This is a genomic window from Coprococcus sp. AF102-57 (assembly GCF_027686195.1).
Taxonomy (GTDB): domain Bacteria; phylum Bacillota; class Clostridia; order Lachnospirales; family Lachnospiraceae; genus Allocoprococcus; species Allocoprococcus comes.
The window spans coordinates 227,133-252,522 of the sequence record NZ_JAQCSY010000001.1; the positions used below are offsets into that span (position 1 = coordinate 227,133).

At 44.2% G+C, this 25,390-nt stretch carries 24 protein-coding genes, 1 other RNA gene and 1 riboswitch; of the genes, 4 read left to right on the forward strand and 21 right to left on the reverse strand.

Annotated features, from left to right (window positions below; all coding sequences use genetic code 11):
• Positions 1-39: 39 nt before the first annotated feature.
• The 4 genes from PGZ10_RS01095 to pheA are packed head-to-tail and all read right to left on the reverse strand — an operon-like array spanning position 40 to position 4,216.
• Positions 40-777 carry a 16S rRNA (uracil(1498)-N(3))-methyltransferase gene (locus PGZ10_RS01095; RefSeq protein WP_195412851.1) on the reverse strand — a complete coding sequence of 246 codons (738 nt, stop codon included), beginning with the start codon at positions 775-777 and terminating at the stop codon, positions 40-42.
• A 19-nt stretch (positions 778-796) separates the two neighbouring features.
• Positions 797-1,759, reverse strand: a complete 963-nt coding sequence (prmA, locus tag PGZ10_RS01100) for a 50S ribosomal protein L11 methyltransferase (RefSeq protein WP_008374985.1) — start codon at positions 1,757-1,759, stop codon at positions 797-799.
• Positions 1,760-1,772: 13 nt separating this feature from the next.
• Positions 1,773-3,062 carry an ATP-binding protein gene (locus PGZ10_RS01105; RefSeq protein ID WP_022220371.1) on the reverse strand — a complete coding sequence of 430 codons (1,290 nt, stop codon included), beginning with the start codon at positions 3,060-3,062 and terminating at the stop codon, positions 1,773-1,775.
• Between the two features lie 23 nt (positions 3,063-3,085).
• The gene (pheA, locus tag PGZ10_RS01110) at positions 3,086-4,216 is read right to left on the reverse strand and encodes a prephenate dehydratase (RefSeq protein WP_270540509.1); all 1,131 of its coding nucleotides are present in this window, start codon (positions 4,214-4,216) and stop codon (positions 3,086-3,088) included.
• A gap of 217 nt (positions 4,217-4,433) precedes the next feature.
• Here pheA and pyrB point away from each other — a divergent pair, with 217 nt between their 5' ends.
• On the forward strand, positions 4,434-5,354 hold the full coding sequence (pyrB, locus tag PGZ10_RS01115; RefSeq protein ID WP_117823146.1) for an aspartate carbamoyltransferase: 921 nt from the start codon (positions 4,434-4,436) through the stop codon (positions 5,352-5,354).
• 14 nt (positions 5,355-5,368) lie between these two features.
• A complete protein-coding gene (locus PGZ10_RS01120; protein WP_117556128.1) occupies positions 5,369-5,812 on the forward strand; it encodes an aspartate carbamoyltransferase regulatory subunit in 444 nt (147 codons plus the stop codon).
• 299 nt (positions 5,813-6,111) lie between these two features.
• On the opposite strand, the gene PGZ10_RS01125 is transcribed toward PGZ10_RS01120, so the two are convergent.
• The 13 genes from PGZ10_RS01125 to spoIVA all read right to left on the reverse strand — a co-directional run bounded on the left by PGZ10_RS01125 (position 6,112) and on the right by spoIVA (position 17,189).
• Positions 6,112-6,702 carry a cytidylate kinase-like family protein gene (locus PGZ10_RS01125; RefSeq protein WP_270246202.1) on the reverse strand — a complete coding sequence of 197 codons (591 nt, stop codon included), beginning with the start codon at positions 6,700-6,702 and terminating at the stop codon, positions 6,112-6,114.
• Between the two features lie 13 nt (positions 6,703-6,715).
• The gene (locus tag PGZ10_RS01130; protein ID WP_270246204.1) at positions 6,716-8,083 is read right to left on the reverse strand and encodes an MATE family efflux transporter; all 1,368 of its coding nucleotides are present in this window, start codon (positions 8,081-8,083) and stop codon (positions 6,716-6,718) included.
• Between the two features lie 331 nt (positions 8,084-8,414).
• The gene (locus tag PGZ10_RS01135) at positions 8,415-9,593 is read right to left on the reverse strand and encodes a cation:proton antiporter (protein WP_270246205.1); all 1,179 of its coding nucleotides are present in this window, start codon (positions 9,591-9,593) and stop codon (positions 8,415-8,417) included.
• Between the two features lie 52 nt (positions 9,594-9,645).
• Positions 9,646-9,725, reverse strand: a riboswitch (Fluoride riboswitch).
• Positions 9,726-9,804: 79 nt separating this feature from the next.
• Positions 9,805-11,142 carry an MATE family efflux transporter gene (locus PGZ10_RS01140; protein ID WP_117556136.1) on the reverse strand — a complete coding sequence of 446 codons (1,338 nt, stop codon included), beginning with the start codon at positions 11,140-11,142 and terminating at the stop codon, positions 9,805-9,807.
• Positions 11,129-11,584 carry a MarR family winged helix-turn-helix transcriptional regulator gene (locus PGZ10_RS01145; RefSeq protein ID WP_117556138.1) on the reverse strand — a complete coding sequence of 152 codons (456 nt, stop codon included), beginning with the start codon at positions 11,582-11,584 and terminating at the stop codon, positions 11,129-11,131. The genes PGZ10_RS01140 and PGZ10_RS01145 overlap by 14 nt, the downstream gene beginning before the upstream one ends.
• A 262-nt stretch (positions 11,585-11,846) precedes the next feature.
• A complete protein-coding gene (locus tag PGZ10_RS01150) occupies positions 11,847-11,990 on the reverse strand; it encodes a hypothetical protein (RefSeq protein ID WP_243002759.1) in 144 nt (47 codons plus the stop codon).
• A gap of 106 nt (positions 11,991-12,096) precedes the next feature.
• Positions 12,097-12,987: a hypothetical protein gene (locus PGZ10_RS01155; RefSeq protein WP_270246206.1), complete on the reverse strand. Its 891-nt coding sequence runs from the start codon at positions 12,985-12,987 to the stop codon at positions 12,097-12,099.
• 114 nt (positions 12,988-13,101) lie between these two features.
• On the reverse strand, positions 13,102-13,227 hold the full coding sequence (locus PGZ10_RS01160) for a hypothetical protein (RefSeq protein WP_270246208.1): 126 nt from the start codon (positions 13,225-13,227) through the stop codon (positions 13,102-13,104).
• Positions 13,228-13,489: 262 nt separating this feature from the next.
• An RNA gene (gene rnpB, locus PGZ10_RS01165) (RNase P RNA component class A) lies at positions 13,490-13,837 on the reverse strand.
• Positions 13,838-13,883: 46 nt separating this feature from the next.
• Positions 13,884-14,357 carry a ribonuclease HI gene (gene rnhA, locus PGZ10_RS01170; protein WP_008374972.1) on the reverse strand — a complete coding sequence of 158 codons (474 nt, stop codon included), beginning with the start codon at positions 14,355-14,357 and terminating at the stop codon, positions 13,884-13,886.
• A gap of 11 nt (positions 14,358-14,368) precedes the next feature.
• Positions 14,369-15,058 (reverse strand): MBL fold metallo-hydrolase, encoded by a 690-nt coding sequence (locus PGZ10_RS01175; protein ID WP_118198387.1) that lies wholly within the window; start codon positions 15,056-15,058, stop codon positions 14,369-14,371.
• 8 nt (positions 15,059-15,066) lie between these two features.
• The gene (locus tag PGZ10_RS01180; RefSeq protein ID WP_117834041.1) at positions 15,067-15,552 is read right to left on the reverse strand and encodes a MogA/MoaB family molybdenum cofactor biosynthesis protein; all 486 of its coding nucleotides are present in this window, start codon (positions 15,550-15,552) and stop codon (positions 15,067-15,069) included.
• A 164-nt stretch (positions 15,553-15,716) separates the two neighbouring features.
• Positions 15,717-17,189, reverse strand: coding sequence for a stage IV sporulation protein A (gene spoIVA, locus PGZ10_RS01185; RefSeq protein WP_270246209.1), 1,473 nt, complete (start codon positions 17,187-17,189; stop codon positions 15,717-15,719).
• Positions 17,190-17,400: 211 nt separating this feature from the next.
• Here spoIVA and PGZ10_RS01190 point away from each other — a divergent pair, with 211 nt between their 5' ends.
• The gene (locus PGZ10_RS01190; protein ID WP_182438567.1) at positions 17,401-18,372 is read left to right on the forward strand and encodes a cation diffusion facilitator family transporter; all 972 of its coding nucleotides are present in this window, start codon (positions 17,401-17,403) and stop codon (positions 18,370-18,372) included.
• 63 nt (positions 18,373-18,435) lie between these two features.
• Here the strand turns inward: PGZ10_RS01190 and PGZ10_RS01195 are convergent, their stop codons facing one another.
• The 4 genes from PGZ10_RS01195 to der form a co-directional block, all read right to left on the reverse strand.
• Positions 18,436-20,886 carry a cation-translocating P-type ATPase gene (locus PGZ10_RS01195; protein WP_270246212.1) on the reverse strand — a complete coding sequence of 817 codons (2,451 nt, stop codon included), beginning with the start codon at positions 20,884-20,886 and terminating at the stop codon, positions 18,436-18,438.
• Positions 20,887-20,970: 84 nt separating this feature from the next.
• Entirely contained in the window at positions 20,971-21,981 is a 1,011-nt protein-coding gene (locus PGZ10_RS01200; protein WP_270246213.1) for an NAD(P)H-dependent glycerol-3-phosphate dehydrogenase, read from the reverse strand.
• 12 nt (positions 21,982-21,993) lie between these two features.
• Entirely contained in the window at positions 21,994-22,638 is a 645-nt protein-coding gene (gene plsY, locus PGZ10_RS01205) for a glycerol-3-phosphate 1-O-acyltransferase PlsY (RefSeq protein WP_270246214.1), read from the reverse strand.
• A gap of 1 nt (position 22,639) precedes the next feature.
• Positions 22,640-23,968, reverse strand: coding sequence for a ribosome biogenesis GTPase Der (gene der / locus PGZ10_RS01210; protein WP_118198390.1), 1,329 nt, complete (start codon positions 23,966-23,968; stop codon positions 22,640-22,642).
• A gap of 172 nt (positions 23,969-24,140) precedes the next feature.
• Between der and PGZ10_RS01215 the strand changes: the two genes are divergently transcribed.
• Positions 24,141-25,313: a ribose-phosphate pyrophosphokinase gene (locus PGZ10_RS01215; RefSeq protein ID WP_008374954.1), complete on the forward strand. Its 1,173-nt coding sequence runs from the start codon at positions 24,141-24,143 to the stop codon at positions 25,311-25,313.
• The last annotated feature ends 77 nt before the right edge of the window (positions 25,314-25,390 follow it).

A 25,390-nucleotide genomic window follows, 5' to 3' on the forward strand; every position in this document is an offset into this window, starting at 1 on the left:
CTTCTTCTCTTTATCTTATGCAGTTCTTTGCCTGCCGGTCTACTGTTCCAGTTCAAACATCAGTACAGCAAGCGTTGCAAGTCCGGCTGTCTCTGTCCGCAGGATCCGCCTGCCCAGGGTGATGACCTTCGCCCCCATACTGACTGCTGCATCAACTTCTTCCGGTTCAAATCCACCCTCTGGTCCGATAAAAATCCCAACAGACTGTCCACTTTTAATCTGGCGGATCACTTCTCTTGTCACTTCCATACCACCTGCAAGTTCATACGGAAGCAACGTCACATCAAGCTCTTCTGCCATTTTCAGTGCTTCTTTATAAGAAAGCGGCATGGTAACTTCCGGGATCCGGCTTCTTCCGGCCTGCTTTGCCGCACTTTCTGCGATGGAATTCCAACGGTCTGCTTTTTTCGCTGCTTTCTTATCATCCAGACGAACAACAGAACGCTTCATTGCTACAGGAATCACCTGATACACGCCAAGCTCCACCGCTTTTTGCACGATCAGCTCCATCTTGTCGCTTTTGGGAAGCCCCTGGAAAAGATACAGCTTTGACGCCGGTTCCGTGTCCGCTTCCATCTCTTCCAGAATATGCAGAACCGCCGCATCTTCTTCATAGGCTTCCACCTCGCACAGATAGGTTCTGCTTTCTCCGTCACTGATTTCAGCCTTTTCATGCAGCTTCATCCGGAGCACATTCTTCATATGATTAACATCTCCGCCTTCAATCCGGATCTTATCTCCGGAGATCTGCTGTGGTGTTACAAAAAAATGATGCATCTTTTCTGACCCTCTCTGCCTACGCTTTCGTTTCTTTTCTCGCTGTTACAGATACCCATTCTCCCTGATGATGAACCTCCAGGACCGTGAGTCCTGCTGCCTCTACCGCTGCTTTTACCGTCTCCTCCTTGTCTTCGATGATACCACTTGTCACGTAGATACCACCGTCTTTTAACTGGTTCACGATCACCGGTGTCAGCGGCACCAGTACATCTGCAAGAATATTCGCCACAACGATATCATAGCATCCATAACCAACTTTATCCTGGACCGCTTTATCATCAATGATATTTCCGATCATTACTTCGTATTTATCCTTTGAAATACCGTTGACTTCCATATTTTCATAGGTTGCATCAATCGCACACGGATCCAGGTCTGTTCCTACAGAATACTTTGCACCGAACATCAGCGCCAGCATTCCAAGAATTCCACTTCCGCATCCTACATCCAGAATTCTGGTGTCCTCTGTCACATATTTGCGGAGCTGACGGATGCAGAGCTGTGTGGTCTCATGCATTCCGGTTCCGAATGCAGTTCCCGGATCGATATGCACGATCATCTTGCCTTCATCTTCCGGCTTTACTTCTTCCCAGGACGGAATGATCAGGATATCATCCACATAGAACTGGTGAAAATATTTTTTCCAGTTATTGACCCAGTCCACATCCTCTGTCTGGGATTCTTCTATCGTTCCTTCACCTACTTCCACATAGGCACGCATATCTTCCAGTTCATTTTTCACAGCTTCCAGAAGACTTTCTTTATCTTCATCTTCTTCCAGATAGAAACTGATATATGCGATGCCGTCATTGATTCCTGTCTCCGGAAGGATATCAACAAACATCTGCTCTTTTTCCGCCTGTGTCATCGGAATCTTATCCTCAATCTCGATTCCCTGTACACCAAGGTCCATCAGCATACTACTGACAATGTCTTCTGCCTCGGTTGTTGTCTTTAATCTGAATTTATTCCACTTCATATTGGTTCTCCTTTTATTGTTGTCCAAGCAAATAATCAATAAACTGCTGTGCAGTACGTCCGCTTAATCCACCATGGCTCAATTCCCATTTGTTTGCCTCCAGAAGAAGCTTTTCCTCTTCCATCTCGACACCGTAACGATCTGCAAGCGTGGTGACAATCTTCTGGAATTCTTTTTTATCCGGTTTTCCAAAATAAATAGTCACGCCGAATCTTGCTACCAGCGAAAGTTTCTCCTGTACGGTATCATTGGTGTGCAGTTCTTCATCTCTGTCGGCTTTATCTTTGAATGTCTCACGTACCAGATGTCTTCTGTTGGAAGTTGCATAGATCAGAATATTATCCGGTTTCTTCTCCAGACCGCCTTCGATCACCGCTTTCAGATATTTGTACTCAATCTCGAATTCTTCAAAAGAAAGATCATCCATATAAATAATAAATTTGTAATTCCGGTTCTTGATCTGTGCGATCACATCATTCAGGTCTTTGAACTGATGCTTGTACACTTCGATCATACGAAGTCCCTGATCATAATATTGGTTCAGGATTGCCTTGATCGAAGAAGATTTACCGGTTCCGGCATCACCAAAAAGCAGACAGTTATTAGCTTTTTTACCCTTTACAAATGCCTCGGTATTATCGATCAGTTTCTTCTTGGCAATGTCATAGCCCACCAGATCGTCCAGATGGACGTGTGCGATCTTGGTGATCGGCACGATCTGTGCTCCTTCTTCCGTATGCTCAATACGGAATGCCTTGTGAAGTCCGAAAGTTCCCACTCCGAATTCTTTGTAGAACTGGGTTACAGTTGTCTTAAATTCTTCTGCATCATCTGTCTGCGCAAGAGCTTTGCTTAAGTCGCAGATCCGATCGCGAATCCTCTTGTTAAATACATGTCCCTTGGCATTGACCGGATGATAGTCCTCAATCAGTTCCAGACTGTCTGTACCGAGCTTTTCACCCATCTCTTTCAGATCATATTCGAACAGTTCTTTGAAAATCTGAAAATCATGAAGGGCTGCTTTATTGACGCTTCCCTCTACCTCTCCTACCACTTCGCAGGCTGTACTGTAAGCATTCTCACTGTTGGCAAGCAGGAAGGTCAGGAAGGTATGCCAGAGGTTTCCTTCAAATCCATAGTTTGCAGCCAGTTCGATCAGCTCATTTAAATTTTCGAAAAGAAGGCTCTTCAAATCCTCTTTATTATAATAATCATTATCTGCATTGTCGATCAGAAATGTCATGTCCCGAAGCAGATCTTCATGTTCCATATAACGATATAATATCAGTTCATTTGTTCTCATAGCCGTGTCCTCTCTTTTTCAGTCTAATAATTTCCAAGGATTTTCAGGTTCAGTGCTTCTTCCCTGAGTCCACGGATCGCATTTTTCACTGCCGCATCTGCCAGATTTCCTTCAAAGTCCACAAAGAAACGATATTCCCATCTTTTTCCTTCTACCGGTCGGGATTCGATCTTTGTCATGTTCAGGTCATTGTAAATAAAATGGGAAAGCAGATGGTACAACGATCCACTCTCATGCGGTATTTCAAAGCAAATACTGATCTTGGATGCATTTTTCAGGAATACCTTCTGGTTCGTGACAATGATAAATCTTGTACTGTTGTCAGATTCGTCATTGATCTCTCTTGCCAGAATATCCAGTCCGTAAAGCTCTGCTGCATATTCGTTGCAGACAGCTGCCTGCGTGGTATCCTGGTCTTCCATCATCTTCTTGGCCGCCATAGAAGTATTGGCAACACTGATCTGCTGCCAGGTTCCGTGTTCATCCAGAAAATGGGATGTCTGCATCAGTCCTTGTGGATGTGAATACACTCTTTCAATGCTGGAAAGTGTAGTTCCTTTCACTCCGGCAAGCATATGCTTAATCGGAAGGACCGTCTCTCCTACAATGTAATTTTCAAATTCCACCAGAAGGTCATACACCTGTGTCACCGGACCTGCGGAAGAATTTTCAATTGGAAGGACTGCATAATCTGCGCTTCCCTCTTCAATTGCTTCCATTGCATCACGGAATGACGGTACATGGAAGTTTTTCACATTTTTCCCAAAATATTTTAACATAGCTGCCTGGTTGTTGGCTCCTTCCACTCCCTGGAAAACCACACGTGCACCATCAAGATCCAGCTGATCCAGTCCGATAAAGGGAAGTCTTCCCAGAACTCCTTCCTCAGAAAGACGCTGATACTGCAGCTTTCTGCTCATGCTCATCAGCTGTTCAAAAAGCTCCCGGATCCCTTTTTTGTTAAAATCTGTGGACACCTTTTCCGCTACAGCTGCCAGTTTCTCATTCTCTCTTGTCTTATCAAATACTTTTCGTCCGTTCTTTATCTTATATTCTGCAACTCCTTCGCAGACCTTCATACGTCTCTCATAAAGCGTGGTGATCTGGTCATCGATCACATCCAGCTCTTTTCTCATCTCTTCCAGACTCTGCATCGTCCCACTCCTTATCGTTTTATCCTTATGTCTTCTTACGCTGACGTTACTAATTTTTCATTATAATATATTTTTTCTGTAAAATCTACATTTCTTCGCAAACCCGATCAGAAAAAACATGTAAAACTTTGTTGAAATAACCATGTTTTTGTTATATTATAGATAAAGAATATATGAACCCGCACATATTCTGCGGTTATTTTTAAGGAGGTTTCTTATGAGACATTTAATGAGTCCTTTAGATTTTTCTGTGGAAGAGCTCGATAAGCTTATGGATCTTGCAGGTGATATCGAAGCTCATCCGGAAAAATATGCACATGCTTGCGCAGGCAAAAAGCTTGCCACTTTATTCTATGAGCCAAGTACCCGTACCCGACTGAGTCATGAAGCAGCAATGATGAATCTCGGTGGTAATGTACTTGGCTTTTCTTCGGCAGCTTCCAGCTCTGCTACCAAAGGGGAAAGCGTAGCAGATACGATCCGTATGGTTTCCTGCTATGCAGATATCTGTGCGATCAGACATCCAAAAGAAGGTGCACCGATGGTTGCAGCGCAGCACTCTTCAATCCCGGTGATCAACGCAGGTGATGGCGGACATCAGCATCCTACACAGACACTGACTGACCTTTTAACCATCCGTTCTTTAAAAGGACGTCTGAATAATCTGAAGATCGGACTCTGTGGAGACCTCAAATTCGGTCGTACCGTACATTCTCTGATCAATGCCCTGGTGCGTTATGAGAACATCGAGTTTGTACTTATTTCACCGGAGGAACTCCGTCTGCCAGGTTATGTACGCAAAGACGTACTGGATAAGAAAAATATCCCATATACAGAAGTAGAACGCCTGGAGGATGCCCTTCCGGATCTCGATATCCTTTATATGACACGTGTTCAGAAAGAACGTTTCTTCAATGAGGAAGATTATGTCCGTATGAAAGATTTCTACATCCTGGACAAAGGGAAAATGGAACTTGCGCCAAAAGATATGCTGGTTCTCCATCCACTTCCGCGTGTCAACGAAATTTCTGTTGAAGTTGATGATGATCCAAGAGCTGTTTATTTCAAGCAGGTACAGTATGGTGTCTATATCCGTATGGCACTGATCTTGACACTTTTGGATATTCATGTAGATTAAGGGAGGCGAAAGACATGGTTGAAAATACACTGAACATTGGGAAAATTTCAGAGGGCTTCGTACTGGATCACATCCAGGCAGGAAAGAGCATGGATATCTACAAATATCTGAACCTGGACCAGCTCGACTGTTGCGTAGCCATTATTAAGAATGCAAAGAGTAACAAGATGGGAAAAAAGGATATTATCAAGATTGAGTGCCCGATCGATATTATTGATCTGGATATTCTTGGTTTTATCGATCACAATATTACGGTAAATATTATCGAGGATTCTAAGATCGTCGAGAAAAAAGATCTGAAGCTTCCGGCAGAGATCAAGAATGTGATCAAATGCCACAATCCGAGATGTATCACTTCGATCGAGCAGGGTCTGGATCATGTGTTTGTACTGACCGATCCGGAGAAAGAAGTGTATCGGTGCAAGTACTGTGAAGAGAAATATAATCGAAAGAAGTAGATTCAGCTTTTGAACCGTTAGGTAAAGGGACGCCGTGGGAAAATAAAATATCCTCTCCTGATTCTATATGCAAACCATTCCGATGAGCCTCTGGAAACGGAAATTATGTCAGCAATGGCTTCCATAATTTCTGAATATCATCTCCATTGCACATACATGAATCTGGAGAGGATATTTTATTTTTGATCTCCTTTGCACAGTAAGAAAGATAATTCCGGTATTTTTTTCTTCCTAAAAAACCATCATTTTGATTGTTTTCATTTTTAAATATAGTAAAAATATTTTACAGCTACAACAGCTTACGCCCTCGCGCAATCCATTATCATTTTCTCACACCTCTCATATCCAAGCTGTGAACTGTTGAGTGCCAGTGTATAATTAGCCGCCATCCCCCACTTCTGCTCTGTGTAATAATTGTAATTTGCTCTGCGGCGTTTATCCGTATCTTCCATCATTTTTACCGCTTCTGCTTCTGTAAGATCATACAGTCTGCAGATACGCTGTGCTTTTTCCGGCATATTTCCATGTATAAATACATTCAACACATCATCCCTCTCTTTCAGGATAAAATCTGCATTTCTGCCTATGATCACACAGCTTTCTTTTTCTGCAATTTCCAGAATTATTTTCTTCTGTGTTTCATAAACCATATCTTCTACCGATTTTCCTGTTATATCCCGTCCTGCAAACGCATACACAAATAAGCCCTTTTTCGGCGACAGTTCGGAAGTTTTCTGAATATATTCCTGGGAAAATCCAGACTGCTCGGCAATCTGAGTAATGATATTTTTATCATAATACGCAATTTTAAGCTTTTTTGCGACTTCCTCTCCTATAAAACGTCCACCACTTCCAAATTCTCTGCTGATTGTAATAATTTTTTTTGCCATTTTCGCTCCCTCCTTATTTCAGACTGTCTACTTTGTTCTTTTTCATTCTCTTTAAAAATACATATCCTACCAGACAAGCTACAAGCTCAGTAATTGGAAATGCCCACCAGATCAGTGAAACTCCCGCCTGACCGCTTCTGACAAAAATCGAAAAAAATCCCGCCAGCTGTAATATGATCACAAACTGTCTTAGCAGTGAAATCACAAGTGATTCAAAACCTCCATCCAATGCCTGATAGATTCCCTGATATGCCACATTGATTCCTGCAAAAAGAAAACTGATCGAGATAATTCTCATTGCTCCGAAAAAATATTCTCTTGACTGACCTGCGTTAAACAAGCTCGCAAATGCATCTGGGAAAATCTCTGTAATCACAATCCCTGCAATCATCAAAACTACCGTATAGATCAATCCATAACGGATTCCATCTCTGATTCGCTTTTTGCTTCCCATACCATAGGAAAAAGCGATGATCGGCGTAATCGCATCTCGTAGTCCAAATGCCAGGAAAAGTACAAACTGCTGGACTTTGTAGAACAAACCATATGCGGTCTGGGCTGCCGGGTTGAATTTTAAAATAAGATTCATGACATAGACCATGATCGACATCAGTGCCTGTGCAATAATTGCCGGAAGACCGATCGTATAGATTTCCTTTATAATTCCGGATTCTGGTTTCATATACTTTACACCGTGCTCAAATTCCTTATTTAATTTCATATGGAATACGAATAATAATATTGCAGATACAACCTGTCCGATAACGGTTGCATAAGCAGCACCACGCACTCCCATTTCCGGCACAGGTCCAATCCCGTAGATCATGATCGGATCAAGGATCATATTGACCACGGCTCCTACAACCTGACCGATCGTTGAATAAAGAGAACGTCCGGTTGCCTGTAACAACTTCTCAAATAATGAAAAGTAGATAATTCCAAAAGAAATCACGCAGCATATCCTCAGATAACTTGTTCCCATCGAAAGGACCTCCGGATCCACTGTCTGCGAGGAAATGTATGCTTTTACTCCAAAAATTCCGAACAACAGACATACTGCATAAATGATTGTTCCAAGGAACAGACTGTTTCCTGCAACCTTCGCTGCCTTTCTCGGATTTTGCTGCCCCAGCGTCCTTGCAAGAAGTGCATTGGTTCCCACACCGGTTCCGATTCCAACTGCTACCATCAGCATCTGAATCGGGAACACCAGTGTCAGCGCATTTAACGCCGCTTCACTTCCCACCTTCATGTTTCCGACAAAGGCACTGTCTACAATGTTATAGACCGCCTGTAATGCCATAGATAAGATCATCGGTATCCCCATCTGGATCATAAGCTTATTTACCGGCATCTCCCTCATCTTGTTACTTTCTGCCATTTTAACTTGCTCCTCCTTCTTCTAAAAAATAACTATGCCGCGGCACATAGTGCCTTTTATTTCATAAAAAATTCCGAAAGAACTTTTAATGAAATAAAAAAAGTATGTACTTATCTCATAAGTTGGACTTACGCTGATAAGCTACACACTTTTCCATGGCATTATTATAAAAAACAAAAAACGAGCAGCAAAACTGGATTTACGCTAGTTCGGCTACTCGTTCAATAATTTATTATATTGGGCGTTTTTCAAAAAGTCAAACAAAAATTTCAGAAAATTCTTTCTCCTATGAACCATTTTTATCATTTACAAAATTCGACATTTTTATCATTTACCTTTTATTCAACAACTTTTTATAAGAAAGATCAATGGCAAATGCCCCAAGCGGCGCTGTCAGTACGATCGCAAGTACTGCCACCGTAAGCACCATATCCCCGCAGGCAAATCCCAGCGAAAGCGGAATTCCTCCGATTGCCGCCTGCACCGTTGCTTTTGGTGTATATGCCATCATCACAAAGACTTTCTCTTTTCCACCAAGACTGGTTCCAAGCAGGCATACAAATACGCCAAGCATCCGGAACAGCAATGCGCCTGCAATCAAAAGCACTGCCTTAATTCCAACCTTTCCCAGATACCCGATATTGACCGTTGCTCCAACCAGTACAAACAGAAACACCTCTGCTCCAACCCACAATTTTCCGTATTTTATGGAGATTCTTTTTGCAACAGTCTCTCTTTTTCTCTGCAGTCCGATTCCGATAAACATAATTGCGATCAGCGCGGAAAATGTAATTGCAGTTGTCAGCCTGTCTTCGATCGTAACAAGCAAAAATGATATACTCAAAATAATCAGAACCTTTGAAGTATCCCGGATATGGACTCTTTTAAAGAAGTAGCCCAGCAAGGTTCCGGTAATCAGCCCTATTATGATTCCCAAAATGATCGATACCGGGATATTTACAAAACTGATAACGGAAGCTCCCTTTCCCTGCATCATCCCCACAAACGTAGAAAATAATACGATCACATAGACATCATCTACGGATGCCCCGGCAAGGATCAGTTGGGGGATTCCTTCCTTTACTCCGTATCCTTCCTCCATCATTTTTACCATTCTCGGCACTACAACCGCCGGTGAAACGGCTGCAAGAACTGCTCCCATAATTGCTGCTTCCAGCAAGCTGATTCCCATCAGTTTTGGTGCGAGTAAAAGCATTCCCAGAAGTTCAAAACTCGCAGGGACAAAACACATCATCACAGCAGACCTTCCAATCTTCTTCAAACCCGACAGATCCAGTCCAAGACCTGCCCTTGTTAAAATGATGATCAATGCAATTTTCCGAAGCTCGGATGAAATTCCAAGAATACTCCCGTCCAGCAGATTCAGGACATATGGTCCGAGAACCACACCGGTCGCTAACATTCCAAGCAAACCTGGCAATTTGATCTTCTGACAGATCCAACTCATACACATTCCAACAAGCAGGATCAGCGCAATACTTAATAACATAAAAAATACCTCCTATAGACGCAGAAAAAAGCTGAGACTTTCTGCGTGTCATGTAATCGCAGAAGTCATCAGCTTTTATAAGCGGTTTAAGCAATCTTGTTACTAAGGGAGAACCTCATTCCCTTTATTTTCTGTTGAAAGTGTAACATACCAGCTTCCATTTAGCAAGAAAATCTGGATTTTTGTTTTGCATTTTTCACCTGTAAGAAAATTACTGTTCCTTTTTCCTGTTCATATAGATAAAGAAAATCACATTCATAATTACCCCGACAGTCGTAGACACCGGTGCTGCCAGACCGATCTTTGTCAGGCTGGCGTTTGGCTGGATACTCATCACATAAGCGAACGGCAGACGTACCAGAAGTGTCTGGATCAGGCCCTGCGTCATAACCCATACCGTCTTATTATTTCCGTTAAAATATCCGATCATGCTGAAAAGGATTGCAGTCACAATGGTTTCTGCCCCAAATCCTCTCAGATACTCAAAAGCTCTCTGGATAACTGCTACATCCGTGGTAAAGAATCCTGCAAGCAGATCTCCCTTAAACATCACCAGTACAAATACAACACATCCTACAGTCAATCCGATTCCAATTCCTGTAAACAGCGCATGTTTCGCTCTTTTTATCTTTCCGGCTCCGATGTTCTGCGATACGAAAGAAGCCATGGACTGCATCAGGGCACTTGGTACCAGCATGACAAAATTTACGATCTTGCATGCAACACCATAACCGGAGGATGCTTCCAGGCCGAGCCGGTTGACAAATGCACATAGTGCCAGAAATGAAATCTGTGTCAGTCCTTCCTGAAGTGCGAGTGGCAGTCCGATCTTAAGGAATTTCCCACACTGCGGATTCCATCCGAAACTCTTTCTGGAAATCGTAAACGGAAGGTTCTTTTTCATCAGGATGATGACTGCAAAGACAACGCTGCATCCCTGTGCCATTACAGTCGCAATTGCCGCTCCCGCTGCATCCATATGAAGTCCTGCAACCAGAACAAGATCCCCCATGATATTGATGATACATGCGACCAGAACAAATAACAGCGGGGATTTGCTGTCTCCCATTCCTCTGAATATAGCGGCCAGCACATTATATGCCACGATAAAGAAAATTCCACATCCGCAAATACGCACATAGCTTGATGTAAGGGTAACTGCCTCTTTTGGTGCCTGCATCAGAACAGAAATCGGATGTGCAAACAACACCATTAAAATAAACAGCAGAACGGATATCCCAGCAAATACAACTGCGGATCCTCCGATTACAGAACCAATCTGTTCTGCCCGTTTTTCTCCCAGATACCGGGCGATCAGTACCGTCACGCCCATTGCAAGCTGTGTCACTACAAATGTCACCAGATTCAGTACCTGGCTTCCTGTAGAAACCGCAGAAAGTCCCGATGTCGAGCCATAACGCCCGACCACCAGAAGGTCTACTGCACCGTAAGCCGCCTGCAGGATCAATGCCCCCAGAATCGGTATCATAAAGGCAACCATTTTCTTCAAAATGCTTCCCTGTGTAAAATCTGTCTTATCTGCTGCCATCGTATTCTCTCCTCTCTCTCATAATCTGATAGAATTTTTCGATTGTCCGGATCATATTCTGAGCATCCTCTTCCGATATCTCGTCCATATAAGGTGCTAGCATGTCAAAATACTGTGCATCGAATTTCTGATGCAGTTCTTTTCCGGCCTCTGTGATCGTAATATAAGTCACTCTTCCGTCATCCGGCGATGCAATCTTCTGAAGAAATCCCTTCTCTTCCATTTCCTTTACGGTTCTGGTAACACCGGGTCTTGGAAGATTTAGTGCATCACTAATATCCGATATCTTCACGGAAACATCATCTTTTTCCAGCATCTGAATCGCATCCAGATACTGGATAAATGTTGACCGCACACCACTTGGCAGCGGCGGAAGCAGCTCCCGGATTCGCTTTGCCTGGTAGCATGCATCAAACATTCTCTTAATTGTTCTGTTTTCCATGTACCTGTTCCTCCTGTAATTATTTTTGTGAAACCATCATTCTCTGTTTTTTTTGATCTTATGATAATATTAAAATAATTATCACAGTTAATTACCATTGGTAATTATATGAATGATTTTTTTATTTGTCAATAGTAAATAAAAAGCCAATATCAGATGCGATTTTTTCATCGCAAAAGATATTGACCATTGTTTTATATATTTCTCTTAATCCAACGATGTAAGAAGCCATTCTCTGTGTTTTCCATCCAGCTCCATTCCACTACCGCTGGCTCTCATAATTACAGATCTGAATGGCTGCACCAGGTGTTGTAACAATGACTTTGGACGGTGTGATGACAAGTGCTCCCTTTGCAGTAGCAGCACCTTTAAACATGTCTTCAACCATAGCCTTGAATGTATCCACGATGGCTCCCTCTGTAATATATTCCGCAGTTCCTTTGATCTGGTATCCTTCCAGATTCTGTGCATCGTATACGGAAAGTCACTATGAAATTTCATAGTAAAAGCTTCTAAAATAAATCCAGCATATTATCCAGATACAGTTCTTCTCTCACATGCAGCTGATATTCCGGCTTTGTCATATAATACAGCAGAAATTCCAGAACCAGCGCACTTCCAAGTGCCCTGCCCTCGATTTTAAAATTCGTAAATCCCATCAGCAAATAAATATTTTTGATGTCATCTACGCTGATAAATCCGGGATTGGTCATTACTTTTGAAAAGCGGTAGCCTTCTTTCGCATTCGGCGCAGTGCACCGATGTTCTTCCCCGGCTTCTCCCAGATTTTTCCGGCTCACATCTTCGTAACAGATTTTTCTGTCCCTGCAGCCAAACCAGCAGCATTCATTGCACAGAAATTCGACTTTATCTTTCTGGGCTTCTGATAATGTATTCCATTTATCCAACACCTTATTCAGGCGAAAATCCGGCACAACATACTGAAACTCTTCTCGCTGTATTTCCCGCAGGCACTCCTGAAACTCCGTCAAAACCTTCGTGGTAGATGAGACAAAATATAATCCGGGATAATTCTTTTTCAAATAATCCAGCAGCAGATCCGAGTGTACGATCACACCGTTTTTCACACCTGTGCCTTCCTCAAACAACCGACAAAACGCATTGCATCTCTTATCCGCAAGATGCTCTTCTCTGAGCAGGGAATTGCTAAAGGTCAGGCGGGCAGAAATCCTGTACTCCTTCGTAAGTGCAAGCACTTCTTCCGGCTCTGCCTCTCCCATCCCCACACGTCCACCGCCCCACAGGCAGTCTTCCGGAGCGCCATAAATAGAGCCAATCTCACACCAGTCATAAAAATACTCCCTGTGTGTATAAAACAACGGCAGAAACAGCTTGTACAGTTCATAAAATTCAAACAAGCCCGGAAGGTGGTAATATGCCATGTCTCTTTTCCTCTGAATTTTGAAACAATCGTTCTTCATTTTTCTTTACATCCTCCACTCCTGCTATTTGCTTTCATTCTCTTTTTTTATTTAGAAAACAATTACTGTTCCGTTTTACTTTAACACAAACTGTTTGAAATCAACAACATTACTTCCTTCATAAATAAAATACAAAGGCTGTACTCCTCTTACTGTTACTCTGCACTCTGGATCTGACATTCTCCATTCTTCCGATGGCATAATTGGTATTTTCCCTACATTCCCTGTCTTCACCAGATTGTGTAAAATAAGGGTGCTATCCGTTCCGGTCTTCCATCTGAGACCGCCTATCAGATTTCGAAAAGCTTTTCAACTGACGCCGACTCAATACCGCAGGCATGTCAAAAAAATTCTAAACCAAACCTTGAAGAAAATAAAATAAATTCTATTTACGAAAAAAGAATCTGTATACTTCAAAAATATAAGTACAGATTCTTTTCAAAATTTCTCAATTAAAAATAAAAAAGCAAGCAAAACGATAAGCCGGGTTATGTCGTGGACGTTCATCTATCCAGTTCTGCTGTTGCCAGCAGACTCAAGCGACCAACCTGAAGCATGACGGGCCGCCATACCACTTCTTTTCGGTCTTGCTTCGGATGGGGTTTACATATGCCCTGTGTGTTACCACCCAGGCGGTAGTCTCTTACACTGCCCTTCCAACCTTACCTGCATCTACAGGCGGTATATTTCTGTTGCACTATCCTTAGAGTCACCTCTACCGGACGTTATCCGGCATCCTGCCCTGTGAAGCCCGGACTTTCCTCGTCTGCAGCCTTTCGGCACCTGCATCCGCGAACGTCTGTCTTACTTGCCTTAGATACTTTATCATATTTTTTTATCAGTGTAAAGGATTTCTTCTACACTCCCGGATCAACCTGCAGCTCATTTCCGTCTGCTGCCGTTGTCGCAAGAGTATCACAACGTTCATTCTGCGGGTGTCCATCATGCCCTTTTACCCAATTGAAGTTCACCTGGTGCGGCTTTTTCGCTTCCAGAAGACGCTTCCACAGGTCGGTATTCTTGACCGGCTCATTCTTCCCACGCTTCCAGCCCTTTTTTATCCATCCCTCAATCCAGTGCTGATTGAATGCATTGACCACATATTGGGAATCAGAATAAAGCTCTACCTCGCAAGGTCTGTTGAGCGCTTCCAGCCCCCGGATGACAGCCATCAGCTCCATCCGGTTATTGGTTGTCCGCACATAGCCGCCAGAAAGCTCTTTAACGTGAAGTTCTCCCTTCGGGTCTACATATTCCAGAACGACTCCATAACCGCCCGGTCCGTCCGGATTACCTCTTGCCGCTCCATCTGTATAAATACTGACTTTCATAAATTGTCTCCTTATAGTTCAAATACCTGTCCCTTTTCCCGGACCCGCATGATCTTCTCCCGGTATGGCTCTGATACTTCCATTCCGATAAGCCGGTCCTGCACCTCGTACTGCTTCCACATATGCATCGGAAATACAATCTTCGTATCCGTATGCCGCATATACCAGTCAAAGCCCCAGTAAAACTGCTCTTCCTGTCTCGGGTCAAGCACGACAAATGCAAGATCGATCTTCTCACCGACCAGCGTTTCAATCTCCTTTTGATAATCGCCGCGCATCATCCGGTTATACGCATCATCTTCCTCTTCCCAGTGCCACCAGTTCAGATCCCCTGCATGATAAATGATCCTGTCTTCGCATCTTACCAGAAAGGCAACCCCTTCATCGGTTGAGCGCAGGCTTTTTACCTTTGTATCCCCGACAGTAATCTCATCCCTTTTTCGCATGAAATGTTCCGATTCACGCTGCTCCTTTTTCGCAATTCTGATATCCTTCGGGAAAATATATTCCACATCCGGATACACATCCGCAAGCTTCAGGATCTCTCTGTTAAAATGATCCGGATGGGAATGGCTGGCAAACACCAACAGCTTCTTCGCTGGATCAAACTCCGGCATCGTTCCTTCATAATAGTCAAATAATAGAATATGGGATTCCAGTTCCACTGAAAATCCGCTGTGTCCGATATACGTCACCCTCATCTGTCTGCCTACTCCTCAACATCATCATGTTCACCGACTGCCGTCTCTGTCGCATAAACAATCTCCGGAAGAACATATTCCAGACACTCTTTAATGATCTTCGGACTTCCCGGAAGATTGACGATCAGGGATTTACCCCGGATACCTGCTGTTCCTCTCGTCAGCATTGCCCTTTTTCTGGTCCGTGTCATAAAAAGACGCATCGACTCTCCGATCCCCGGAATCTCCTTATCGACCACTGCCTTTGTCGCTTCCGGAACACAGTCCTCTTCTCTGCATCCGATCCCACCGATCGTAAGGATCAGATCTGCCATCTGTGCATCCGCGATCTTCGCAAGGATCTTGCGGATAACCTCCCTGTCATTTGGTACCGGCTGTACAAGCTCTGTCTTGAAGCTGACCTGATCGAGCACTCTTCGCACGATTGGCGAACACGTATCATCCTTCTGTTTTCTGTATATCATGGTGTCTGCTGATACAATTGCTACTTTCATAGATGTCCCTCTTTTCTTTTCTCCTCACGTATAGATTTCATGGTATCTTATATGACCATTCATTCCATGAAAATGTATCCCCTAACGTATAGACTTTAGTATAACATACTCTCGGATTGCCATGCAAGTTTCCTACCGCCAATCGAATTGATTTAAGAAAAATTTTAGATAATGATGCAAACCATACCTCCGTTGCTGTCATTGACGATCTTCTGCATGGTGTCCTGCAGTTTTGCCTGACTTTCATCTCCGATCATGGCGATCTTGTTTCGCACGCCATCCATCACCAGCTCTTCGATCGATTTTCCGAAAATATTGGTTCCCCAGACTCCATCCGGGCTCTTTGCCGCCTCGTTGATATAATTTACCAGATCCTTTGCCTGCTGCTCACTCCCCACGATCGGCGCGATCTCGGTCTCAATGTTAGCTCGGATCATATGGATAGAAGGTGCTTCCGAACGGATCTTTACTCCGTATTTATTGCCCTGCCGGATTACCACTGGATCGTCCAGCCGGATTTCTTCTCTTGTCGCGCTGACTACACCGTAGCCTTTCATTTTAACCGAAGCAAGTGCATCTTTGACACTTTCATATTCTTTCTGGAGCATGGCAAGATTACGCACTGTATGGATCAGATCATATTCCCCGCTGATCTGCGTTCCGGTCAGATCACTTAACATTTCATAATAACAGCCATCTTCTACCTTGATTTCAACCGAGATTTCACCGGTATCCATGGACACACCTGTTACATTTACTGCATTTATGTAGGTACTCTGCTCCGGCTTCCGGATCTCCATCGCATCCCGGATTTCTCCGATTCTGCCCATGACTTCTCTTGCATAAGATACCAGCTCTTCCCGGACCTTGTGATCTGCTGTAAGTATTTCCACCCATTTTGGAAGGAAAAAATTTACTTCTGTGACCGGAAATGCAAAGAGCACATTTTCCATGATCCGGTGGATATCTTCTTCCCGAAGCTGTTCACAGTTGACCGGAAGTGCCGTTACCTGATATTCTTTCTGGATTTCTTCTGCCACGTTTTTTGCCTCTGCGCTGTATGGTTTCCGGGTATTGACCAAGACCACGAACGGCTTGCCAATGCTTTTCAGCTCCTGGATCGTTTTCTTTTCTGCCGCCCGGTAGCTGTTTCTGGGAAGCTCTCCGATACTTCCGTCTGTCGTCACAACAATCCCGATCGTGGAGTGGTCATGGATTACCTTTTTCGTCCCGATTTCTGCCGCCTTTGTAAACGGAATTTCTTTTTCGTTCCACGGCGTTTTCACCAGACGTTCTGCTCCATTTTCCATGTGACCGGCGGCTCCCTCCACCATATAGCCCACACAATCGATCAGACGCACCAGCACACTCACATCCTTTGCGAGCTGGATTTCGGCAGCTTCTTTTGGCACAAATTTCGGCTCCGTTGTCATGATGCTCTTCCCTGACGCAGACTGCGGAAGCTCATCCACCGTCCGCTCTTTTGCATGCTCATCGGTCATTTTCGGCAGCACCAGCACATCCATAAAACGCTTGATAAAGGTTGATTTGCCACTCCGTACCGGTCCTACCACACCCAGATAGATCTCTCCATTCGTCCGGCACTGTATATCCTTGTATAAATCAAATGTATCCATACACTGTCCCCCTTTGATTGCTGATACAGTGTATGCGGGCTTTCCCCGGTTTAGAACAACTATACTGCCAGTTCACTTTTACTTTCTTGCCATCAATTTCAAAATCGGGTATGATAAATGGTAACAAAAAGCGTATTACAGGCACGTAATGCCTTTCATTTATCAGAAAATCCTATCGGGATTTTCTTACAGTCAAAAAAGGAGGTATCCTATGCACGTAGGAAGAAAAGCACAGAAAAGAGAAAAAAAAGCCATGTCTGTCTCCCTGTACGGGAATCTGTTTTTCGTTATCGTTGAGATCGTCATGGCAATCTACACCAGTTCCCAGGCAGTTCTTCTGGACGCAATCTATGACGGAGTCGAGTTCTGCATGCTCCTGCCGTCGCTTTTTCTGATTCCGCTACTTTACAAGCCATCCAATGAAAAGCACCCGTTCGGTTATATGCAGATTGAATCTATGTTTGTCGTTGTCAAGGGCATTACCATGACTGGCGTTACCGTCGGGCTGATCCTGAACAATATCGAAATCATGATTCATGGTGGCAGAAAAGTCGCTTTTGATACCATTGCCTGGTTTGAATTATTTGCATTTTTTCTGGGAATTACCGTATCCATTTATCTCAAATATAAGAATCGTCTGATGGATTCCCCACTGATCACAATGGAAATGGAAGGCTGGGAGATCGACAGTATTGCCTCTTTCGGTATGGCAATTGCCTTCTTTCTTCCGGTTCTGCTGCCTTTTCCATGGTTCAGACCCATAACACCTTATCTTGACCAGATCATTACCGTCACCCTGTCCATCTTTATGCTGCCGACGCCGATAAAGACGGTAATAACCGGACTTCGGGATCTGTTCCTGATCCCGCCGGAGGAAGAGACTGTTGATGAAATTAAAGAAACGATCGAACCTGTCCTAAATGCCTATGGTTACAAAAAACTCTACTATGACATTCTCCGTACCGGAAGAAAGCTCTGGATCAGTGTTTACATCACCTTTGACAAAGATCTGGTTTCCATTACCCGGTTTAAGATCGTACAGAATTTCTGTATCCAGGCTCTTGCGAAAAAATATACGGATTTTTATTTTGAACTTCTGCCGGATATTGTGTTTACCACGGATGATGAGGCATTGACCAATCATATCGTAAACCAGTCGGAAGAAGTGGATCCGAATGCATAATTTGCAGACTGAATTATCTGATCTTTATTCTTTAAAAATACTCATTTTCCAAGAAAAGCTGCCTTAATCGGCAGCTTTTCCTTTAAATTCTTTGATTGGATTCTTGATAAATTTTATGTACTGCTTTCTCAGCCATTCGATCAGCTTCGTCAGATACCGAAGTACCGGCTCGGTCGCGATAGAGAATACTACAAAAAGCATAATGCATTTTCTGGACATTCCCGTAATCGCAAATAACTGTGGCAGGAAGATACTGCATCCTAACAGTCCGATCACGCATCCGATCCAGACGATCATACGCAGTGCATTCATCGGCTGGCAGATCCGGTAAAGGATCATGAATCCGACAATTGCAAGCAGCATCGTCGCCGCCGTAGAAATATCTTTGGATGCAACTCCGAACGTCTGTCCAAATACAACCAGCGCACCAACCGCAAATACATCCGTAAGTCCTGCCGGAAGTGCCTTTAAGAACACATTGGTCAGGAAGTGTCCCTTAATGATATCCCGGTTCGGCTGCAGTGCCAGGAAGAATGCCGGAATACCGATCGTATACATGCTGATCAGCGATACCTGAGATGGCTCCAGCGGATAGGTAATCATAAAGACTGCCGAGAAAATTGCAAGCAGGAAGGAAAAAATATTCTTCACCAGGAACAGACTTGCTGAACGCTGAATGTTATTGACAACTCTTCTTCCTTCCAGAACAACCTCCGGCATCCTTGAAAAATCGGATTCCAGAAGTACCACCTGGGACGCCTGGACCGCCGCATCGCTTCCTGATGCCATCGCCACCGAACAGTCTGCATCCTTCAGGGCAAGTACATCATTAACACCATCACCGGTCATAGCGACCGTCATTCCCTGCTTTTTCAGTGCCTGCACAAACTGTCTTTTCTGTTCCGGGATTACCCTTCCGAAGACCGTATATTTGCTCACCGCAAGGGCAATATCTTCTTCGGTCTTTAATGTTCCCGCATCCACGTAATTCTCTGCGCCTTCAATTCCGGCCTGCTTCGCAGTCTCCGATACGGTGATCGGATTATCACCGGAAATAACTTTTATCGCAACACCCTGGTTCGCAAAATATTTGAAAGTCGCAGGCGCTTCTTCCCTGACTTTATTGAGAAGGAGGATATAACCAAGCGGCGTTACCGTTCCAGTCAACGGCTTACCATCCGGCTCTCCATCATAGCTTCCAAATACCAGTACACGGAACCCCTTGGACGTATACTGTTCTATTCTTCCCTGATACTTTGTATAATCCTCACGCAGGACAAATTCCGGTGCACCAAGCACATATGCCTGATCTTTGAAAATTACTCCGCTATATTTGACCGTGGAAGAAAAAGGAATCACTTTTTCCGGCACTTTATCTGAATGCTCTGTAAAATGTTCTTTCATCGCACACATCGTGCTGTTATCCGCGTCCATTCCTTTGACAAAATCGCCGATCATCCGGTTCAGATCCGGCATCTTTTCTTCGTCATAGGCCTTGGCTTTCGCCACTTCGCTGACACACATACTGTCTTCCGTGATCGTACCTGTCTTATCAACACAAAGCACATTCACCCGCGCCAGAGTCTCGATACTCTTCATATCATGGAGCAATACCTTCTTCGATGCAAGACGCATTGCGCTCACCGCAAGTGCCACGCTTGCAAGAAGATATAATCCTTCCGGGATCATGCCGATCACTGCAGCAACCATGGAGATAATGCTCTGCCGGAAGCTGTCGTGATTATAGAAATAACTCTGCACGAACAAAATGATTCCTATCGGGATCAGTGCGATTCCGACTATTTTTACCAGCTTGTCCAGGGAATGGATCATCTCCGACTGTTCCCCCTGCTGCATGGCTTTTGCTTCCAGAGTCAGCTGTGAAATATAGGAATCTGCTCCGACCTTGTCCAGACGTGCATGACAGCTTCCTGATACCACAAAACTACCTGACATCAGATGGTCTCCACGCTTTTTCGTGATCTCATCGGATTCACCGGTAAGTAAAGATTCATTGACCTGAACCTCACCAGCTTCAACGACCGCATCTGCACAGATCTGGTTCCCTGCACGAAATACAACAATGTCATCCACAACCAGCTGATCCGCCTCCAGATTCAGCGATACCCCTCCACGGATTACCTCTGCGTGCGGCGCATTCAGCATGGTCAGCCTATCCAGTACTTTCTTGGATCGGATCTCCTGAACGATCCCGATCAGTGTGTTGCAGATAATGACCGGCAGGAATGTCAGATTTCGAAAAGAACCTACCAGACACAGCAGAATCGCCAGAATCAGAAAGATTAGGTTGAAATAGGTAAATATATTATTATGAACGATCTCTTTTGTCGTAAGTCCCGGCGGGGTAACCTCATCATTGGTCCAGCCATTCTCTTCCCTTATCCGGATCTGCTCGGGATTAAGACCTACCCGGTAGTCCGGAACCACACGCTGGATCTCGCCGCGAACGACCTCTTCCTCTTGTGTTTCTTTTTCTTTTTTTCCGAATTTCATACAAAAAATCCTCCTGTATACACGTCATTATACGCCTATACGGAAGGATTTTCCATTAAGACTTTATGAAATTTCTTTGAAACTTTAATTCCACGGAAGGTTACTGTATTCGCTGCGTCCGTCACGCATCATCAGTTCGCTTACCGCATCCTTTGCAGGTTTGCCTTCAAAAAGTACCTGGTTGACCTTTTCCACGATCGGCATGGATACCTCATATTTTTCAGCCAACTCTCTTGCCGCTTTTGCTGAATACACGCCCTCGACTACCATCTTGACCTCAGCCATCGCTTCTTCCATCGTCATTCCCTCACCGATCAGAACACCTGCCTTACGGTTACGGCTGTGCTTACTTGCACAGGTGACGATCAGATCGCCGATTCCGGTAAGTCCGGTAAAGGATTCCAGCTTTCCACCCATCTTTATACCCAGCCTTGTAATCTCTGCAATTCCTCTGGTGATCAGAGCAGCTTTGGTGTTATCCCCATATCCGAGTCCATCTGCAACTCCGGCTGCAAGTGCAATGACATTTTTCAGGGAGCCACCAAGCTCAATTCCTTTGATATCCGGACTCGTATAAACGCGGAACACATCATTCATAAAAATTTTCTGCAGATAAATGGCGGTTTCTTCTGTCTCTGCTCCGACTACAACCGTTGTCGGAAGTTCGCGGCTTACTTCTTCCGCGTGACTTGGACCTGAAAGAACAGCTACATTTGCCTGCGGAATCTCTTCTTCAATCTGCTCGGAAAGTGTCTTTAAAGTACCCTCTTCAATTCCTTTTGCCACATTGACCAGAATCTGCTCTTCCTTTACATACGGGCACATTTTCTTCGCCGTAGCTCTGGTTGCCATAGACGGAACTGCAAGAACGACCACATCTTTTCCTTCCACGCTTCCCTGCAGATCTGTTGTGATCTCGATCTCCTCCGGGATATGAACGCCCGGAAGCTTACTTGGATTTTCCCGCTTCTCCCTAATCTCATCTGCTTCTTCTTTTAAATAAGACCAGATGGTTACATGATGTCCGTTTTTATTCAGTACCAGCGCCAGGGCCGTTCCCCAGCTTCCTGAACCGATAACTCCGATTTCTGCCATAATTATTACCTCTTATTTTTTCTTTTTTGAAAAACTGATCTTGCTCTCTGTACCATTTCTCAGACGTCCGATATTCGCATGGTGGCGGATAAATGCAGAGAGAACAAAAAGCGCTCCGATTCCATACATTTCAAACAGATACTTCTGCGCCATTCCAAACATTCCCATCTGTCCGTCAATGACAAGTCCGACAAGGAACAGTACGGAAATCACCAGCGATCCCAGTGATACATAACGTGTCACGGCAACAATTACGATAAACACAATCAGACATACTGCCGCAATCCGAATATCTGTAGATAAGATCATACCTGCCGTAACTGCAATTCCCTTTCCGCCCTTGAACTTCAGATAGAATGGAAAATTATGTCCAAGCACTGCCCCAAAACCTGTATACAGCGAAAGGAGCGGTAAAATATCTGCGTGAGACTGTCCGTAAATTCCGCGGACCACCAGAACTGCGATCACGCATTTGAAGCAGTCACCTAGCAGGGTGATCATTCCGGCTTTGATTCCCATGGTGCGAAGTGCATTGGTAGAACCTGCATTTCCGCTTCCCATCTTGCGGATATCTACCCCCTGAGTTTTTCCATAGAAATAGCCGGTCTGAAACAGACCAAATATATAGCCGATCAGCAAACATACAAGACGTTCCATCTTATTTGTCCTTCTCCTTTCTCTCCCTGATAAAGAATTTAAGAGACGTTCCACGGAAGCCAAACGCTTCACGGATCTTATTCTCCAGATATCTCGTATAAGAGAAATGCATCAGTTCTTTATCATTTACAAAGATGACAAATGTCGGCGGTTTGACCGCTACCTGGGTAATATAGTAAAGTTTCAGCCGTTTTCCCTTATCTGACGGCGGCTGCTGCATTGCAACAGCTTCGGTCATGATCTCGTTAAGGACACCCGTAGCCACACGGAGTGTCTGGTTCTCAATAACGGTGTCGATCATGTCAAAGAGCTTCGGAAGTCTCTGGCCTGTCAGTGCAGACACATACATGATCTCTGCGTAAGGCAGGAAAGACAGCACCATCCTGATCTGATGCTCATATTCCCTCGTGGTCTTATCGTTCTTTTCAATGGCATCCCATTTATTTACAACGATGATGACACCTTTTCCACGCTCATGTGCGATTCCTGCGATCTTGGCATCCTGCTCGGTTACTCCTTCTGCCGCATCGATCACAACCAGGACCACATCCGCTCTTTCTACTGCCGTAACTGTACGGATAATACTGTAGCGCTCCAGTTCCTCTTTGATCTTATTCTTACGGCGAAGTCCTGCTGTATCAATGAATACATACTCTTTTCCATTGTGCATTACTTCTGTGTCAATGGCATCTCTTGTAGTTCCGGCAATATCGGATACGATCACACGGTCTTTTCCGATCAGACGGTTGATGATCGAAGACTTCCCGACGTTCGGTTTCCCAACGATCGCAACTCTCGGACGGTCATCTTCCTCTTCCTGGCCTGCCCCTTCCGGAAAATATGCCAGAACCTTATCCAGCATATCTCCAATTCCAATTCGTTCCGATGCTGAGATCGGAACCGGATCTCCGATTCCCAGATTATAAAATTCATACACATCCGGCATCATCTTGTTAAAATTGTCCACTTTATTGACAACAAGGATGACTGGCTTGTGGGAGCGGCGGAGCATATCTGCCACTTTTGAATCGGAATCTACAAGTCCCTGCTTTACATCTGTCATAAACAGGATCACATCTGCAGTGTCAATGGCGATCTGTGCCTGCTCTCTCATCTGGGAGAGGATCACATCACGGCTGTCCGGCTCGATTCCACCGGTATCGATCAACGTAAATTCTTTATCGAGCCAATTCACTTCTGCATAAATTCTGTCGCGGGTAACACCCGGCGTATCTTTAACGATTGCTATCTTTTCTCCTGCCAGTGCATTAAAAAGCGTCGACTTTCCAACGTTCGGCCGCCCTACAATGGCAACAACTGGTTTACTCATATTTTCTTCCTCCTGATATTTATTCGGAATTCTGCTTCTATATCATACTAGATTTCTTCAAAAAATGCAATTTTTTAACGCCTCTTTCTTGTCATTGCTTTTAAATAATGGTATAAAGGATAGGTAAGATTAGATAAAAAGCGCGTAAAACGCTTATTATAAGGAGGCACTCATGACAAATATCGAACTTATGGAAAAAGCTCTTCCGACAGCACCACTTAAAATTGCTGCTCTGGAAAGTTGCAAGGATCTGGCAGAAAAAGTGGATCAGTACATCGTATCGTTCCGCAAAAATTCTCTGCATGACTTTCTGGATCCTGCAATCTATTCATCTTATGAAGCAGATTCTTATCTTGCAAAGAACAGTTGCCCACGTTTTGGTTCGGGGGAAGCAAAGGGAATGTTTGGCGAAAGTATCCGCGGAAAAGATCTCTTTATTATGGTGGATGTCTGCAACTACAGCCTGACATACACAGTAAACGGACATATCAATCACATGTCACCGGATGATCACTATCAGGATCTGAAGCGTATCATCTCCGCTTCTACAGGGAAGGCACACCGTGTAAATGTAATTATGCCATTCCTTTACGAAAGCCGCCAGCACAAGAGAACCAAACGTGAATCTCTGGACTGTGCAATGGCTCTGGAAGAATTAACCGCAATGGGTGTATCTAACATTCTGACATTTGACGCACATGATCCGCGTGTACAGAATGCGATCCCACTCAACGGTTTCGACAGCTTCAACCCTCTGTATCAGTTCATCAAAGCTCTGTTTAAAGCAGAACCGGATCTGAAAGCAGACAAAGACCATCTGATGATCATCAGCCCGGATGAAGGTGCAATGCAGAGAGCCGTATACTTCTCCAACGTACTCGGGGTTGATATGGGTATGTTCTACAAACGCCGTGATTATTCTACCATCGTAAATGGTAAAAATCCGATCGTTGCACATGAATTCTTAGGTGACGATGTACATGGAAAGACCGTTATCATCATTGATGATATGATTTCTTCCGGTGAAAGTATGCTGGATGTTACCAGACAGTTAAAAGACCGCGGAGCTGAGCGTGTATTTGTATGTACTACTTTTGGTCTCTTTACAGAAGGCCTTGACAAGTTCGATGAATATTATGAAAAGGGATATCTGGACAGACTGATCACAACCAATCTGACCTATCTGCCTCCACAGCTTCATGACAAACCGTATTTCATTGAAGCAGATATGAGTAAGTTCCTTGCACTGATCATTGATTCGATGAATCATTCTACATCTATTAGTGCGGTTATGAATCCGACGGATAAGATTCATGATTTGCTTGCGAAGAGAAATATGAGATAAATTTTGTTGGTGGGAAAGTAAGGATATATTAGCGAACAAACGCCGCAAAAGAACCATAAAACAGGACAGCTTCCTGC

Excerpts from the sequence above, each read along its gene's own strand:
- PGZ10_RS01180 (WP_117834041.1), bottom strand. The coding sequence starts at position 15,552 with ATGAAAGTAGCAATTGTATCAGCAGACACCATGATATACAGAAAACAG.
- PGZ10_RS01175 (WP_118198387.1), bottom strand. The coding sequence starts at position 15,058 with ATGAGGGTGACGTATATCGGACACAGCGGATTTTCAGTGGAACTGGAA.
- spoIVA (WP_270246209.1), bottom strand. The coding sequence starts at position 17,189 with ATGGATACATTTGATTTATACAAGGATATACAGTGCCGGACGAATGGA.
- rnhA (WP_008374972.1), bottom strand. The coding sequence starts at position 14,357 with ATGAAAGTCAGTATTTATACAGATGGAGCGGCAAGAGGTAATCCGGAC.
- PGZ10_RS01145 (WP_117556138.1), bottom strand. The coding sequence starts at position 11,584 with ATGGAAAACAGAACAATTAAGAGAATGTTTGATGCATGCTACCAGGCA.
- der (WP_118198390.1), bottom strand. The coding sequence starts at position 23,968 with ATGAGTAAACCAGTTGTTGCCATTGTAGGGCGGCCGAACGTTGGAAAG.
- PGZ10_RS01190 (WP_182438567.1), top strand. The coding sequence starts at position 17,401 with ATGCACGTAGGAAGAAAAGCACAGAAAAGAGAAAAAAAAGCCATGTCT.
- pyrB (WP_117823146.1), top strand. The coding sequence starts at position 4,434 with ATGAGACATTTAATGAGTCCTTTAGATTTTTCTGTGGAAGAGCTCGAT.
- PGZ10_RS01160 (WP_270246208.1), bottom strand. The coding sequence starts at position 13,227 with ATGCCATCGGAAGAATGGAGAATGTCAGATCCAGAGTGCAGAGTAACA.
- prmA (WP_008374985.1), bottom strand. The coding sequence starts at position 1,759 with ATGAAGTGGAATAAATTCAGATTAAAGACAACAACCGAGGCAGAAGAC.
- PGZ10_RS01155 (WP_270246206.1), bottom strand. The coding sequence starts at position 12,987 with ATGGCATATTACCACCTTCCGGGCTTGTTTGAATTTTATGAACTGTAC.
- pheA (WP_270540509.1), bottom strand. The coding sequence starts at position 4,216 with ATGCAGAGTCTGGAAGAGATGAGAAAAGAGCTGGATGTGATCGATGAC.
- PGZ10_RS01215 (WP_008374954.1), top strand. The coding sequence starts at position 24,141 with ATGACAAATATCGAACTTATGGAAAAAGCTCTTCCGACAGCACCACTT.
- PGZ10_RS01105 (WP_022220371.1), bottom strand. The coding sequence starts at position 3,062 with ATGAGAACAAATGAACTGATATTATATCGTTATATGGAACATGAAGAT.
- PGZ10_RS01135 (WP_270246205.1), bottom strand. The coding sequence starts at position 9,593 with ATGTTATTAAGTATTGCGCTGATCCTGCTTGTTGGAATGTGTATGAGT.
- PGZ10_RS01130 (WP_270246204.1), bottom strand. The coding sequence starts at position 8,083 with ATGGCAGAAAGTAACAAGATGAGGGAGATGCCGGTAAATAAGCTTATG.
- plsY (WP_270246214.1), bottom strand. The coding sequence starts at position 22,638 with ATGGAACGTCTTGTATGTTTGCTGATCGGCTATATATTTGGTCTGTTT.
- PGZ10_RS01200 (WP_270246213.1), bottom strand. The coding sequence starts at position 21,981 with ATGGCAGAAATCGGAGTTATCGGTTCAGGAAGCTGGGGAACGGCCCTG.
- PGZ10_RS01195 (WP_270246212.1), bottom strand. The coding sequence starts at position 20,886 with ATGAAATTCGGAAAAAAAGAAAAAGAAACACAAGAGGAAGAGGTCGTT.
- PGZ10_RS01120 (WP_117556128.1), top strand. The coding sequence starts at position 5,369 with ATGGTTGAAAATACACTGAACATTGGGAAAATTTCAGAGGGCTTCGTA.
- PGZ10_RS01095 (WP_195412851.1), bottom strand. The coding sequence starts at position 777 with ATGCATCATTTTTTTGTAACACCACAGCAGATCTCCGGAGATAAGATC.
- PGZ10_RS01140 (WP_117556136.1), bottom strand. The coding sequence starts at position 11,142 with ATGGCAGCAGATAAGACAGATTTTACACAGGGAAGCATTTTGAAGAAA.
- PGZ10_RS01125 (WP_270246202.1), bottom strand. The coding sequence starts at position 6,702 with ATGGCAAAAAAAATTATTACAATCAGCAGAGAATTTGGAAGTGGTGGA.